This window comes from Pseudomonas lyxosi (assembly GCF_047758685.1).
Classification (GTDB): Bacteria; Pseudomonadota; Gammaproteobacteria; order Pseudomonadales; family Pseudomonadaceae; genus Aquipseudomonas; species Aquipseudomonas lyxosi.
The window spans coordinates 2657354-2672550 of record NZ_CP180481.1 but is presented as its reverse complement, the minus strand read 5'-3'; the positions used below and the strand labels follow the sequence as shown (position 1 = coordinate 2672550).

At 58.8% G+C, this 15197-nt stretch carries 14 protein-coding genes; 12 read left to right on the top strand and 2 right to left on the bottom strand.

The features are described 5' to 3' along the window. Window positions 1–47: 47 nt before the first annotated feature. From ACMXYI_RS12350 to cmoB, 12 genes are all read left to right on the top strand, one after another. Window positions 48–2459, top strand: coding sequence for a glucose/quinate/shikimate family membrane-bound PQQ-dependent dehydrogenase (locus ACMXYI_RS12350; RefSeq protein WP_415773406.1), 2412 nt, complete (start codon window positions 48–50; stop codon window positions 2457–2459). A gap of 193 nt (window positions 2460–2652) precedes the next feature. Beyond that, entirely contained in the window at window positions 2653–3084 is a 432-nt protein-coding gene (locus tag ACMXYI_RS12345; protein ID WP_415773405.1) for a HEAT repeat domain-containing protein, read from the top strand. Beyond that, window positions 3081–3476 carry a hypothetical protein gene (locus tag ACMXYI_RS12340; RefSeq protein ID WP_415773404.1) on the top strand — a complete coding sequence of 132 codons (396 nt, stop codon included), beginning with the start codon at window positions 3081–3083 and terminating at the stop codon, window positions 3474–3476. Before ACMXYI_RS12345 ends, ACMXYI_RS12340 begins: the two co-directional genes overlap by 4 nt. Before the next feature lie 48 nt (window positions 3477–3524). Beyond that, complete coding sequence (locus tag ACMXYI_RS12335; RefSeq protein ID WP_415773403.1) at window positions 3525–3836, top strand: hypothetical protein; 312 nt, start codon at window positions 3525–3527, stop codon at window positions 3834–3836. 766 nt (window positions 3837–4602) lie between these two features. Then, a complete protein-coding gene (locus ACMXYI_RS12330) occupies window positions 4603–5907 on the top strand; it encodes an IS4 family transposase (protein ID WP_415773886.1) in 1305 nt (434 codons plus the stop codon). 209 nt (window positions 5908–6116) lie between these two features. Next, on the top strand, window positions 6117–8534 hold the full coding sequence (gene lon / locus ACMXYI_RS12325; protein WP_415773402.1) for an endopeptidase La: 2418 nt from the start codon (window positions 6117–6119) through the stop codon (window positions 8532–8534). 172 nt (window positions 8535–8706) lie between these two features. Then, window positions 8707–9168, top strand: coding sequence for a hypothetical protein (locus tag ACMXYI_RS12320; RefSeq protein WP_415773401.1), 462 nt, complete (start codon window positions 8707–8709; stop codon window positions 9166–9168). Between the two features lie 156 nt (window positions 9169–9324). Beyond that, window positions 9325–9717: a protease inhibitor I42 family protein gene (locus ACMXYI_RS12315; protein WP_415773400.1), complete on the top strand. Its 393-nt coding sequence runs from the start codon at window positions 9325–9327 to the stop codon at window positions 9715–9717. A 2-nt stretch (window positions 9718–9719) separates the two neighbouring features. Further along, complete coding sequence (locus ACMXYI_RS12310; RefSeq protein WP_415773399.1) at window positions 9720–10361, top strand: lysoplasmalogenase; 642 nt, start codon at window positions 9720–9722, stop codon at window positions 10359–10361. A 169-nt stretch (window positions 10362–10530) separates the two neighbouring features. Then, window positions 10531–10998 carry a hypothetical protein gene (locus tag ACMXYI_RS12305; protein ID WP_415773398.1) on the top strand — a complete coding sequence of 156 codons (468 nt, stop codon included), beginning with the start codon at window positions 10531–10533 and terminating at the stop codon, window positions 10996–10998. Window positions 10999–11175: 177 nt separating this feature from the next. Further along, window positions 11176–11955: a carboxy-S-adenosyl-L-methionine synthase CmoA gene (gene cmoA, locus ACMXYI_RS12300; protein WP_177338866.1), complete on the top strand. Its 780-nt coding sequence runs from the start codon at window positions 11176–11178 to the stop codon at window positions 11953–11955. Then, on the top strand, window positions 11952–12908 hold the full coding sequence (gene cmoB / locus ACMXYI_RS12295) for a tRNA 5-methoxyuridine(34)/uridine 5-oxyacetic acid(34) synthase CmoB (RefSeq protein WP_046049261.1): 957 nt from the start codon (window positions 11952–11954) through the stop codon (window positions 12906–12908). Before cmoA ends, cmoB begins: the two co-directional genes overlap by 4 nt. Before the next feature lie 156 nt (window positions 12909–13064). Here the strand turns inward: cmoB and tadA are convergent, their stop codons facing one another. Both tadA and ACMXYI_RS12285 read right to left on the bottom strand, forming a co-directional pair. Further along, entirely contained in the window at window positions 13065–13562 is a 498-nt protein-coding gene (tadA, locus tag ACMXYI_RS12290; protein ID WP_415773397.1) for a tRNA adenosine(34) deaminase TadA, read from the bottom strand. After that, the gene (locus tag ACMXYI_RS12285) at window positions 13562–14938 is read right to left on the bottom strand and encodes a multicopper oxidase family protein (RefSeq protein ID WP_150658658.1); all 1377 of its coding nucleotides are present in this window, start codon (window positions 14936–14938) and stop codon (window positions 13562–13564) included. The genes tadA and ACMXYI_RS12285 overlap by 1 nt, the downstream gene beginning before the upstream one ends. Window positions 14939–15197 lie beyond the last annotated feature (259 nt).

Genomic DNA, 15197 nt, shown 5'->3' with positions numbered 1-15197 from the left:
CAGTGAACTTGCGCGGGACTACTTAAAACGTCACGGAGAACCACACTATGAGCACTGATGGTGCTTTGAGTCGAAGCCGTCTGCTGCCGAGCCTGCTCGGCATCCTGCTTCTGCTAATGGGCCTGGCCATGCTGGCCGGGGGTATCAAGCTGAGCATGCTCGGCGGCTCGCTGTATTACCTGCTGGCCGGTATCGGCCTGGCGCTGACCGGCGTGTTGCTGATTGCCGACCGTTACGCGGCGCTGAGCCTGTACGCGGTGGTGCTGTTCGCCAGTACCGTCTGGGCCCTGTGGGAAGTCGGTCTGGACTGGTGGCAACTGGTGCCACGTCTGGCACTGCTTTTTACCCTCGGTATCGTCATGCTGCTGCCGTGGTTTCGTCGCCCGTTGCGTAGCGGTGAGTTCAACCCGGTCGGCACCGGTGTACTGAGCGCTGCCGTGGTCATCGCCGGTATCGCCGCGCTGGCCAGCCTGTTCACCAACCCGGGTGAAATCAAAGGCCAACTGGACCGCGACAGCGTGCCGGGCATGACCAACACCGCCCCAGCCATGCCCGACGGTGACTGGAACTCCTACGGCCGCAGCGCCCATGGCGATCGTTACTCGCCACTGGCGCAGATCACCCCGCAGAACGCGAACAAGCTCGTTCCGGCCTGGACCTTCCGCACCGGCGACCTGCCAGGGCCGAACGACCCGGGTGAAACTACTGCCGAAAACACCCCGCTGAAAGTCAACGGCATGCTCTACGTCTGCACGCCGCACAGCCAGGTGATCGCGCTGGACCCGGACACCGGCAAGGAAATCTGGCGTTTCGATCCGAAGCTCTCCACGCAAAACGCGGCGAACTTCAAGGGTTGGGCGCACATGACCTGCCGTGGCGTGACCTATCACGATGACGCCGCCTACGCCTCCGAGCAAAGCCCGACTGGCACTGCCAGCCCTGCGCCGGTCAGCAACGTCTGCCCACGCCGGATCTTCCTGCCGACTGCCGACACCCGTCTGATCGCCCTCGACGCCGACACTGGCAAGATGTGTGAAGACTTTGGCGACAAGGGCCAGGTTGATCTGAGTGCCAACATCGGCGGCTTCAACGCCGGCGGTTACTACTCCACCTCGCCTCCAGCGGTCACTAAAGACCTGGTGGTGATTGGCGGCCACGTCACCGACAACGTCTCCACCGACGAGCCAAGCGGCGTGATCCGCGCGTTCGACGTGCACACCGGCAAACTGGTGTGGAACTGGGACAGCGGCAACCCGGACGACACCACGCCGATTGCCGAAGGCAAGGTCTACACCCGCAACTCGCCGAACATGTGGTCCATGTTCGCCGTCGACGAAAAACTCGGCATGCTCTACCTGCCGATGGGCAACCAGACCCCGGACCAGTTCGGTGGCGATCGCACGCCTGAATCGGAACTGCACGCCGCCGGCCTGACCGCCCTCGACATCGCGACCGGCCAGGTACGCTGGCACATGCAGTTCACCCACCATGACCTGTGGGACATGGACGTCGGCGGCCAGCCAACCCTGATGGACCTGAAAACCGCTGACGGCGTGAAGCCAGCGGTACTCGCGTCCACCAAGCAAGGCAGCATCTACGTGCTGGACCGCAGCACTGGCAAGCCGATCGTGCCGATCAACGAAGTGCCGGTTCCGCAAGGCGCTGTTGAAGGTGATCACACCTCGCCGACCCAACCGAAGTCCGACCTGAACCTGATGCCACCGCCGCTGAAAGAACGCGACATGTGGGGCGTCACCCCGTTCGACCAACTGATCTGCCGGATCGACTTCAAATCCATGCGCTACGACGGCCCGTTCACACCGCCATCGCTGCAAGGTTCGATCGTGTATCCAGGCAACTTCGGCGTGTTCGACTGGGGCGGCATCTCGGTTGACCCGGTGCGTCAGATTGCTTTCATGAACCCGGACTACATGGCGTTCAAATCGAAAATGATCCCGGCCGCCGAAATCGCCGCCCAAGGCCCGCGCAAAAGCGAAACCGAAGGCGTGCAGCCAAACAAAGGCGCGCCATACGGCGTCATCCTCGAACCCCTGCTCTCGCCATTGGGCCTGCCGTGCCAGGCACCGGCCTGGGGTTACGTGACAGCGGTCGACCTGACCACCAGCAAAATTATCTGGAAACACAAAAACGGCACCGTGCGCGACAGCTCGCCGGTTCCGATCCCTTTGAGCATGGGCGTGCCTAGCCTGGGCGGTACCTTCGTCACTGCTGGCGGCGTTGGTTTCCTGAGCGGCACCCTCGATCAGTACCTGCGCGCCTATGACGTGAAAAACGGCAAGCAGTTGTGGGAAGGCCGCCTGCCAGCAGGCGCGCAAACCACGCCGATGACCTACACCGGCAAGGACGGCAAGCAGTACGTGCTTGTGGTTGCTGGCGGTCATGGGTCGCTGGGCACCAAGCAGGGTGACTATGTGATTGCGTACAAACTGTCCGAGTAAGTTTTAGCGGCGGTTAAAAAAACAGGGCGGTTACCTTCGGGTAGCCGCCCTTTTTTGTACCTGCGAATCCGCTGATGCCTGAACCGCCTGGGATGGGAAGCCTCGACTAAATGAGGCAAGATCGGCCATCGCGAGCCGGCTACGGCACTGGACAGCGCTTGCTGATGCGAGCCGTCGCCACAGGAGAAACATTTTGCACAGGGATCAACGTGATGAGCTTTGGCAAAAACTGGAGCACTGGATTGGCGACTCTGAAGCCGCCAACTGGACCGAGTACACCACCGAAATGGTGGCCAAATGTGTGCTTATTGACTTCACCGCCACACAATGGGCACTGCTCGACCAGACTTTACTGCGTAAACCGGAGTACTGGCAGCAGCGCTGCACAGTCTCACTCGGAGAAGACCGCTCGGCACCGGCAATCGCCCTATTGAAACGCCTGCTGCTGGAGTCGGTTTACCTGGACGTTCGCATCCAGGCCATCTACGAACTCGACTGGTGCGAAACCCCCATCGAGAAAAAATACGCGCCTTGTATTCGGACCGTCATCCAGGGTCTTCCGGTTGAAGAAATCGAGCCTGAACTGAAAAGCTTGCTCGCCAAAGCCGAGACTGCCGCGCAATGAAAAACCTGAACACCGCCCAGGTGCCTTCCATCGCGCAACTGAACGAGTCGCAAAACGACACCCTGCATTGGTGCCTGACCGATTTTCAAATGTGCCGCACCCTCGACACGTCCAGCTTTCTCCCGATCTTGCTCGATTGCCTGCTAATACCGACCAGCGTCGGCATTGAGATGTCCGGAATCACCATTGACGTCGACCTCGACCCGGACAACATTGCCGACCACCTGATCGGCGTGCCCGGTATCACCTTCGAATTCATGGACGAGCTCGTCACCCTGCCGACCCTGGAAGCCATCCGCTACATCTGCACCTGGTGCGACCACCACGCCGAGCATGATAGGGACAACGTCCTGTTGAAATGTCAGGCGCTCAAGGCCAGGTTCGAGGCATGACATGGTTTGCCCATGGCCTTACCATCCCCCTCACACAGGAACTGCCAGTTGTTTGACCTGAGCCCGCTCACCGGCAAAATCACCTTCGACGACCTGTCGCCCCTGACCGACCAGCCTCTGGCTGGCCAGATCGATTCGCTCAAGGAAGACCTGTTGCAGGTCGAGTACGGCGCGCAGTGGTTGCTCGACGTGGGCTGGTATCCCGAGTTCGATGAGGCCGGTGCCTTTCGTGTGGCGGTGATCAAGGATCAGGACTGGGCCCACCCGCAGTGGACGGGCCAGGCGCAGACCCTGGCAGAACTGACCGCACGCCTGACCGAAGCGCAACGCGAGCTGCACGCACGGCTCGACCTGCCTTGACCGAGAAGACCTCCATGGACGGCCCCCTAAAGTGCCGGCCACAGCCATTGCGCATCCCCAGCGGTTGCATTTCAAAACAGCGTCATGGTGGCGGAGATCACCGCGAACCGGGTGCTGGATAACATCGGCGTGCCAAAACCTGCGCCACACCGCTAACCCAGCGTAGGAGCCGAGCTTGCTCGCGATGGCTGCTTAACACTCAACATCAATGTCGGCTGACACTCCGTCATCGCGAGCAAGCTCAGCTCCCACAGTGGAACGGTGTACATCTGCGAGACATTGGTCGGCTGTCAGGCCGCCATCGTCGGAACGCCGCCCGGAGCAAGCTCGCTCCCACAATAGATCGGATAAGCCTTTCGCTCCTCACCACTCAACAGGCCGAGCGTTAGCTCGCCTGCAGCTCTTGATCTTGATCCACCCGCCCCTTCGGAAGGCTGAGTGGAGGTGTTCATCCGGGGAGTGGCGCGCAGCGCCGTTCGACGCAGTCGAACACGCTGCATGTAGGTCGTCGCGAAGCAGACCGGAGGGCAGTGTCCCCGGATGGATACCGGAACGAAGGAACGCCGAGCCTAGGCGAGGGGCCGGACGCTTGGGGCGAGCGTTTTTTTGCTTACTTTTTTTAGGCGCTTGTAAAAAAAGTGAGTCGCCGTAAGGGCCATCCCTTTCAAGGTCTTCGTTTAGAATCCACTAAAAATCCGGTCAGGACGACGAGACGATGTGGGCAGAGGTTTTAGCGCGGTTCGAGAAAAAGGCACCGGCCAGTGTCATGGCCAAATTGGTGTTGGAACAGGCTGTTGCAGCCGAGTGGGTCGATCAGGTGTTCGAAGAACATCGTCAACGACAGTACCCGCGTGAGCTTTTATTCTCGACCATCGTTGAGCTGATGTCCCTTGTTTCATTGGGCTTGCGACCTTCGCTACATGCTGCCGCACGGCAGATGGATGATCTTCCCGTCAGCTTGGCGGCGTTGTATGACAAGGTCAGTCGCACGGAACCTGCGCTGCTGCGCGCCCTGGTAACTGGCAGTGCGCAACGCCTGGCTCCGACGATTGAAGAGTTGGGCTGCTCAGCCATTTTACCTGGCTGGCAACTGCGGATCGTTGACGGTAACCATCTGCCTTCCAGCGAAAAGCGTCTGGGCGCTTTGCGCCGTGAACGGGGCGCCGCCCGGCCTGGTTTTTCGATCGTAGTGTACGACCCGGATCTTGACCAGGTCGTCGACCTTCAGCCCTGTGAAGATGCTTATGCCAGTGAGCGCGTCGGTGTGCTGCCGTTGCTGGAAAACGCCAGTGCGGGCCAGTTGTGGATGGCTGATCGACTCTACTGCACCCTCCCGGTCATGGAGGCCTGCGAAGATGCCGGGGCTTCGTTCATTATTCGTGAGCCGAGTAAGCATCCGCGCCTGCTTCAGGAAGGCCAATGGCAGGAGTCTGTCAAAGTCTCGACAGGAAGCGTGCGCGAGCAAACCATTGGCGTGAAAGGTGGGCGTCAGTGGCGACGCGTCGAACTGAACCTACAAACCCCCACCGAATCAGGCGACACCATGCTGTTGTTCTGGAGCAACCTGCCCGAGACCATCAGCGCCGTACAAATCAACGATTTGTACCGTCGTCGCTGGAGTATCGAAGGCATGTTCCAGCGCTTGGAATCGGTGCTGGAAAGTGAGATCGAAACCTTGGGCAGCCCCAAGGCAGCCCTGCTGGGGTTTGCTTCGGCTGTGCTGGCTTACAACGTTTTATCAGTGCTTAAGCGCAGCGTTGAACAGGCCCATCGCCAGACCCAACCCGAGGACTGGGAAGCGTCGATTTACCATTTGGTGATACAGGTTCGTAGCGGTTATGAGGGCATGCAGATTGCCTTGCCGCCAGAGCATTTGCCCATCACTCCCCCCTCAGAAGGACTGGCTCAGCGTTTGTTGGCGCTGGCTAGAAACATCCCACCCAAACAGATCGCCAAAAGTAAACGTGGCCCGAAGGTACCCAAATCCAAAGAGTGGCTTGAAGGCAAAGCAGTGCATGCCCATGTGTCGACGGATCGGGTGCTCAAGGCCGCCAAAATTAAAAGACCTTGAAAGGGATGGCCGTAAGGGCGAAACCCTAAGCCGCCGTTACCGCAGCAACGGATATGTACACAATCAACCCAGAACATGGTCGGCCCAAAGGCCGCCAAGTCAAACGCACCTGTCAAAACCCTGAACACACACCCAGAAATATCCCGAGCCATTGAAACCACCCCCCACCCGCCCCATCTAACACCCATACCCAATTGCGCAGGTGCCCCATGAGCGACCAGCAAGAATTCCCCGAAGACCCGAGCGAATACGCCGACCCAGAGAACGCCGAACACCACTCCACCGGCAAAGGCCTCGCCCTGCCAGGCCAGAACCTGCCGGACAAGGTCTACATCATCCCGATCCACAACCGCCCGTTCTTCCCGGCCCAAGTACTGCCGGTCATCGTCAACGAAGAACCATGGGCTGAAACACTGGATCTAGTGAGCAAATCCGATCACCACTCCCTGGCCCTGTTCTACATGGACACGCCCCAGGAAGACCCGCGCCATTTCGACACCTCGGCCCTGCCGCTCTACGGCACGCTGGTCAAGGTGCACCACGCCAGTCGCGAAAACGGCAAACTGCAATTCGTCGCCCAAGGCCTGACTCGCGTGCGCATCCGCACCTGGCTCAAGCACCATCGCCCGCCTTACCTGGTAGAAGTCGAATACCCGCACCAGCCCACCGAGCCGACCGACGAGGTCAAGGCCTACGGCATGGCGCTGATCAACGCGATCAAGGAACTGCTGCCGCTCAACCCGCTGTACAGCGAAGAGCTGAAGAACTACCTCAACCGCTTCAGTCCCAACGACCCATCGCCGCTGACCGACTTCGCCGCAGCCCTGACCTCGGCCACCGGCAGCGAGCTGCAAGAAGTGCTCGACTGCGTACCCATGCTCAAACGCATGGAAAAAGTCCTGCCGATGCTGCGCAAGGAAGTCGAAGTCGCGCGCCTGCAAAAAGAGATTTCCGCCGAAGTTAACCGCAAGATCGGCGAGCATCAGCGCGAGTTCTTCCTCAAGGAACAACTCAAGGTCATCCAGCAAGAGCTGGGCCTGACCAAGGACGACCGCAGCGCCGACATCGAACAGTTCGAACAGCGCCTGGAAGGCAAAGTTCTGCCGCCCCAGGCGCAAAAACGCGTCGAAGAGGAAATGAACAAACTGTCGATCCTCGAGACCGGTTCGCCGGAGTACGCGGTCACCCGCAACTACCTCGACTGGGCAACCTCGGTGCCGTGGGGCGTGTACGGCGAGGACAAACTTGACCTCAAGCACGCACGCAAGGTGTTGGACAAACACCATGCCGGCCTCGACGACATCAAGGACCGCATCCTCGAGTTCCTCGCGGTCGGGGCCTACAAAGGCGAGATCAGCGGCTCCATCGTGTTGCTGGTCGGCCCGCCGGGCGTGGGTAAAACCAGCGTCGGCAAATCCATCGCCGAATCCCTCGGCCGGCCGTTCTACCGCTTCAGCCTCGGTGGCATGCGCGACGAAGCCGAGATCAAGGGCCATCGCCGCACCTACATCGGCGCGCAGCCGGGCAAACTCGTCCATGCGTTGAAAGACGTCGAAGTGATGAACCCGGTGATCATGCTCGACGAGATCGACAAGATGGGCCAGAGCTACCAGGGCGACCCGGCCTCGGCGCTGCTGGAAACCCTCGACCCGGAACAGAACGTCGAATTCCTCGACCACTACCTGGACTTGCGTCTGGACCTGTCGAAAGTGCTATTCATCTGCACCGCCAACACCCTGGATTCGATCCCCGGCCCGTTGCTGGACCGGATGGAAGTGATTCGCCTGTCGGGTTACATCACCGAAGAAAAAATCGCCATCGCCAAGCGGCACCTGTGGCCGAAGCAACTGGAAAAGGCCGGCGTGTCCAAAGGCAGCCTGAGCATCAGCGACAGCGCGTTGAAAGCATTGATCGACGGATATGCCCGTGAAGCCGGGGTGCGCCACTTGGAAAAAGAACTGGGCAAACTGGTGCGCAAAGCCGTGGTGAAATTGATCGACGAGCCGAAAGCGGTGATCAAGATCGGCCCGAAAGACCTCGAAGCCTCACTCGGTCATCCGGTGTTCCGCAACGAGCAAGTGCTGTCTGGCACCGGCGTCATCACCGGGCTGGCCTGGACCAGCATGGGCGGCGCGACATTACCGATCGAAGCCACGCGCATCCACACCCTGAATCGTGGCTTCAAACTCACCGGGCAATTGGGTGACGTGATGAAAGAGTCGGCGGAAATCGCCTACAGCTACGTCAGCTCCAACCTGAAGTCGTTTGGCGGTGATCCGAAGTTCTTCGACGAAGCCTTCGTTCACCTGCACGTCCCGGAAGGCGCGACCCCGAAAGACGGCCCGAGCGCCGGCGTAACCATGGCCAGTGCCCTGCTCTCGCTCGCCCGAAATCAGGCGCCGAAAAAAGGCATCGCCATGACCGGCGAACTGACGCTGACCGGGCATGTACTGCCGATTGGCGGGGTACGCGAGAAGGTGATTGCGGCGCGTCGGCAGAAGATCTTTGAATTGATCCTGCCGGAACCTAACCGCGGTAGCTTTGAAGAACTGCCGGATTATCTGAAGGAAGGTATTACCGTGCACTTTGCCAAGCGCTTTGCGGATGTGGCGAAGATATTGTTTTAAATAATTCGAATGCGCCACTGCCTGACCGACTTGGGCAGTGAGTGCGTTTGATTATAAGCAACACTAAACCCCAAACAAATCAGACTAAAAACTGTCATTCCTGACAGTTATCCCTCCATGACTTTCGCAGCACACTTTCTTTTCGGTTTTTACCTTTCCCAGGAAGTGACTTATGGCGAACATCAATGCAACTGAAGGCGTTTTAGTAGACGGCCAACTGACCGTTGAAACAAAAGACATTACAAATGCGACCTCCCCCGTAACAATGACAACCTTTACCACCACCGCCATGGAATATTCATACGACATATCCAAGCCAGCGTTTCTTATTATTTGCTATAAAGACAAAGGCCTTTCCAGCGAAAGAGGGCTGACTATTAGCTTTCTAACCGGCGAAGAGCCCCGTATCAGGCGATACTCGGAAGCCTTCACCAAAGAAACAGGAAAATCCCTCTATGATTTCGAAATCATCGACTACACCGGCAACATCGAAACAATGGAAATAACGCCGGACAAACGTAGGTATAACGTAATCGATTTCAAAATTCTGGCCAAGAGACGTGATAACAATGAAACACGTGAACTGACTGGCAGAGGGCATATTTTTATCACCAACCAGACGATGGCACTTTAGACTTCAGCGCCTGCCTGCGCGCAACACCGTGGCCGGTAGAACGCCGGCAGGCTGTGCAGGAGAATACTACAAGGTCATCCACGCAGGCACCGTCACACTTTGTCTCATCTTCAGTTATGCTCGCCGTTCGTCGTGAATGCCGGAGCCACTGACCTTATGTCCCCCACCCGCCTGTTTGTCCCCCTCGCCCTCTCCCTGCTGGCCGCGTGTGCCACGCAACCGAAACAGAACGTGACCGTGGAAAAACAAAGCGAATGCCCGGTAAAACTGCACAGCGGGCAAAACTTGATCCTGACCCTGCCGAGCAACCCGACCACCGGTTACCGCTGGGCCATCCAGGATTCCGCCGGTGGCGTATTGCGCGCGCTCAGCCCAGAGGTTTACAGCAACCCGGAAGACGCGGGGATCGTCGGCAGCGCCGGCCTCTCGACCTGGCGCTTCCAGTCCTTCACCGCTGGCACGGGCCGTTTGCGCCTGACCTACTCTCAACCATGGGCACCGGAAGTACCGGCAGTGGAAACCTTCGACTGCGCGATCTCGGTTAACTGATCGTGGGCTGGCTGATTCTGGCGCTGATGGGCGCGGTGACGTTCCTCTACGGCGTCAGTGTGCATGCGGCGTTGCTCTGCCTGCTGGTCAAGCCATTGCCGGTTTTGGCCTTGCTCGGCTGGTTGCACGACGCACCGCCCAGCGAATACCGTCGCTGGATCAGCCTTGGATTGATTTTCTCCCTGCTCGGTGATGTGTTGCTGGCATGGCCCGGGGATTTGTTTGTGTTCGGTCTCGGGGCGTTTTTGGTCGCCCACTTGGCGTATCTGAAGGCCTATTTGAGCGATTGCCGGCGGGTGGCGGTGTTGCCGCTGGTCATCGCTTCAGGCGTCGGCGCGGTGTTGTTGGGGATCTTGATTTCCAATGGACTGGGACCGTTGCTGATCCCGGTCATCGTCTACGGCCTGGCCATCAGCGCCATGCTTTGGCGGGCGCTGGCTCGACTCGGCACTGACGTGCCCAAACGCTCGGCGCTGCTGGCGGCGGCAGGTGCAGTGGCGTTTGTGTTTTCCGACAGCGTGATTGGCATCAACCGGTTTGTCGCGCCATTCCATGCCGCACCTTACGTGATCATCCTCAGCTATTGGCTGGGACAGTGGGGGATTACGGCGTCGGCGTTCTCGAAAAAAATGTCCATCGACTGACATTGGTTTCTGGATCGCTGGCCATATAACACAAGCATAAAAAATACAAACATAATCGCCAAAGAGCATAAACGCCTGTCAGTTCTGACAGTAGCCGTGCCTGTTTCTGCGAGCTTATTATTTGCGTAGCTCTACGAAACCACCCTATCTAACTCAAGGAGGGCACTTTATGAGTATTGTTAATCAAAACCCTGCTGTTCGGACCTACACCGTCAGTTCTGTAGTTGACGCTACTGTTTCTGACCGTGTGTCTTTTAAGTACCACAACACCAAATACGTTGCCTACCCTGAGAGTACGTTGATACGCCTTACCACTTATTCCAACCGCCACGACAACACAAAAGAATCCCACAGAAACTTTAACCTGAAATTCGATAAAAACATTCAGTCCGGCACGTATTACGTTACGGATTACAACTTCCCATTTACCGAGGTGGACTACGTTGAAGCGACAAATTTGACAGCTGATTATCTTTACAGACCCAAGAGCGGAAAATTTACTGTTGAGACAATCAAAAATAGCGATGACAAGTTGCACTATAAAATCCACTTTAATTTTATAGGCGTGAATGACTACTCCAAAGAAGAGCTCGAAATCAAGGGTACATCTGAGTTTATAGTGCTGTTCCGGCCGTAATAAACTTTAAATCCTGAATGGCCTTTCTTGAGTATCGGGGGTTGGCCACTCAAGCAGCCCTCATTCAGCGTTTCCTCTCGCCGTTTTTTCCCCTGAACTTTGCCCGACAGAAGCTTCACTGCACTTTCCTCACGCTTTATCAGACAACCCGCGCATCCCCCCGTCAATTTGGCTAAAATGCCGGCCTTTTCCACCTATGCCGCTGGAACCGCCGTGAGCAAAGAACCCGATCGCCTTTTCGCCCAGCCTTTGGCCCAGGTGCCCGACTTCGCCTTTAACGAGGACGTGGTGCGGGTGTTCCCGGACATGATCAAGCGCTCGGTGCCGGGTTATCCGACCATCGTTGAAAACCTCGGCGTACTCGCCGCGCAGTTCGCCCAACCCAACAGCGTGCTCTACGATCTGGGTTCGTCCCTCGGTGCCGTGACCCAAGCCTTGCGCCGACACGTACGCACTGACGGCTGCCGCGTCATCGCTGTGGATAACTCGGCGGCGATGGTCGAACGCTGCCGCGAGTACCTCAACGGTCAGGACTCGATGTTCCAGGAGTTGCTGCCGGTGGAAGTGATCGAAGGTGACATCCTCGCCCTCGAATTTCAGCCAGCCTCGGTGGTCGCCCTGAACTTCACCCTGCAATTCATCGCCCCGGAGCAACGCACCGCGTTGCTCTCGCGTATCCGCCAGTCGCTGTTGCCCGGTGGCGCACTGATTCTGTCGGAGAAGCTGCGCTTCAATGATCCGGACGAACACGCGCTGCTCACCGACCTGCACGTCGCGTTCAAACGCGCCAATGGCTACAGCGAACTGGAAATCGCCCAGAAGCGCAGCGCCATTGAAAACGTCATGAAGCCCGACAGCCTCGAAGAACACCGCGAGCGCCTGTTGGCCGCCGGCTTCTCGAAAGTCGTGCCGTGGTTCCAGTGTCTTAACTTTGCCTCGTTGATTGCCTTGCCATGATTGATCTGTCCCCCCTCGCCCGCCGTTTGGCCGGCACGCCGCTGGCCGATTGGGCCAACACCCTGCAAGCGCAACTCGACAAGAAAATGGAAAAAGGTCACGGCGACCTGGAGCGCTGGCAGAGTGCGCTGGACGCCTTGCCGAAGATTCAGCCGAGCGAAGTTGATTTGCTCAACGGTCTGACGCTGGACACCGATTGCGACGACGAAACCCGCGCTCAAATGCGCACCGCGCTGATGGGCTTGTCACCGTGGCGCAAAGGGCCGTTCGATTTGTTTGGTGTGCACGTCGACACTGAATGGCGTTCCGACTGGAAGTGGTCGCGGGTTGCACCGCATCTGGATTTGAAGGGCAAACGCATCCTCGATGTCGGTTGCGGCAATGGCTACTACATGTGGCGCATGCTCGGTGCCGGGGCCGACAGTGTGATTGGTGTTGACCCGAACTGGCTGTTCTTCTGTCAGTTCCAGGCGGTGCAGCGCTACCTGTCCGAACCCAATGCCTGGCATCTGCCGTTCCCGTTCGAAGACCTGCCGCCGAACATGGAAGGCTTCGATACGGTGTTTTCCATGGGGGTGTTCTATCACCGCCGTTCACCGATCGAGCATTTGCTGGCGCTGAAGGATTGCCTGGTCAAGGGCGGCGAACTGGTGCTGGAGACGCTGGTGATTGAAGGCGATCAGCAGCAGGTGCTGGTACCGGAAGACCGTTATGCGCAGATGCGTAACGTGTGGTTCCTGCCGTCGGTGCCGGCGCTGGAGCTGTGGTTGCGTCGGGCCGGGTTCACGGATGTTCGCTGTGTGGACGTGAGCGTGACGACGGTCGAGGAACAGCGCGGTACGGAGTGGATGAAGTATCAGTCGTTGAGCGACTTCCTTGACCCGGAAGATCACAGCAAGACGGTTGAAGGGCTGCCGGCGCCGATGCGTGCGGTGATCGTGGCCCGTAAATAAAACCCCGATCTCCCTGCCGGACAAGATCAAGTGTGGGAGCTGGCTTGCCTGCGATAGCGCAGTGTCAGACGACAAAGATGTCGGCTGTCAGGCCCTCATCGCAGGCAAGCCAGCTCCCACATTGATCGGGTTCTCACACTGAGTCTTCGGCGTAGCTCAATCAGTCGGTTTGGCTCTTCGGGCCTTGAAGAACTCGCTCAGCACCGCCCCGCACTCCTCAGCCAACACTCCGCCTTCATACAGCACCCGGTGATTCAAAAAGCCCTGGGTAAAAAACTGCCCCTGACTCTGCACAATCCCGGCCTTCGGCTCCAGCGCGCCATACACCACCCGCGCAATCCGCGAATGCACGATCAGCCCGGCGCACATGCTGCACGGCTCAAGCGTCACGTACAGCGTGCTGCCGGGCAGACGATAGTTGCTGGCCGCCAACGCCGCCGCGCGGATCGCGACCATCTCGGCGTGAGCACTCGGGTCATTGCCACTGATCGGGCAATTGAAACCCCGGCCGATGATTTCACCGTCCTGAACCAACACCGCGCCCACCGGCACTTCACCCAGGGCCGCGCCTTGGGCGGCCAGGGCCAGGGCTTCGCGCATGAAGTCACGGTCACGGCTGCGGTCGATGATCACTGCGGGACGTATCTGACGCATCAGGCCACCTCGATGGCGGCCATCAGGCCGGTTTCCATGTGATCGATCACATGACAGTGGAACATCCAGATCCCCGGGTTATCCGCCACCAGCGCGACTTGTGCTCGTTCGTTCTTGCCCAGCAAGTATGTATCGGTGAAGTACGGAATAACCTTGTGCCGGTTCGAGGCAATCACCTTGAAGCTCATGCCGTGCAGGTGAATCGGGTGTTGATACTGAGTCATGTTCTTCAATTCGAAAATGTAGCTCTTGCCCTTCTCGAGCTTGGCAATCGGGCGGTCGGCGCAAGTCTTGTCGGTGATGTCCCAGGCCTTGCCGTTGATCTGCCACAGGCTCGGCGGCTTGCCATTGTCGACGTTCACCGACACTGAGCCTACCCACTCGAAATTGAAGTTGAGTTTCTCGGCATTGGCCAGGTCCGGCTCGGCCACCGGGTTGGCGGGCAGCGCGGGCGGCCATTCGGTCGGTGCATCGGTGTTCGCCACCGAACGGAACGTGCCAAGGCGAACCGGGCCGTTGCGCAGGGACAGTTCTTCACCGGCCGGCGGTGCCTTGATCGCCAGGCAAATGCGCATGCCCGGGCCAAGCCAGTATTCCTTGCCCAACGGGCGCGGTTCGATGGGGTTGCCGTCCAACGCATAGATCTGCGCTTCGACGCCGGGAATATTGAGGCGATACGTCAGCGTGTTATCGAGGTTGAGCAGGCGCACCCGGGTGATCTGCCCGGCGGGCAATTCGATCACCGCTTGCGAGACACCGTTGATGGTCGACAGACGCCCCGCCGTGCCACCACGGGCCGCTTCGCGAGGAATGCTGAACGCGACAAAAGCGCCCTCTTCATCGACGTGCCAGCTCTTGAGGCTCAAGGTCTTTTCGTATTTGAAACCGGTGGGCTCGCGTTCTTCGATGATCAACGGGCCGACCAGCCCGCGGCCGAGTTCTTCGCTGCTGTTCACATGCGGGTGATACCAGTAGCTACCGGCGTCGGGCACACGGAATTTGTAATCGAAGTATTCGCCCGGGAGCACCGGAAGCTGCGAGACGTAGGGCACGCCGTCCATTTCCAGCGGCAGGCGGATGCCATGCCAGTGGATGGTGGTCGCCACCGGCAGGTGGTTGATGAAACGTACCCGCAGCCACTCGCCCTGACGCACCCGCAACTCGGTACCCGGCGCCGACGGGCCGAACGCCCAGGCTTCGGTCTTGTGCCCGGCTACCAGTTCGACGTCCAGCGGTGCGGCGATCAGCTCATAGTCGTGGCCCGCGTCGGCGTCGGCCATCTTGCCTAACCAGTACCGCGACGCGCCCCCCGCTCCGACACCAACGACAACAAGACCGGCCAGGCCACCGAGGATTTGGCGACGGGTAAAGGACATGAACTCAACTACCTCACGTATCAGCGACAGGCCCGTGGGCCTGTAAAAGGCGAATACGATACACCTGCGGTTGAGAAACAGTAAGGGTGGGGCGGCGGATGGTCACAGTCAAAGCATGGCTGGCAATGCATCTGTGGCGAGGGGGCTTGTCGGAATGTCGCATCGCCCCGTTCGGCTGCGCAGCAGTCGTGAAACCATCCAGCGCGATATGTCAGATGCAATGCGATTACTGGATTTGTGGCCGCTTCGCTGATCGTTA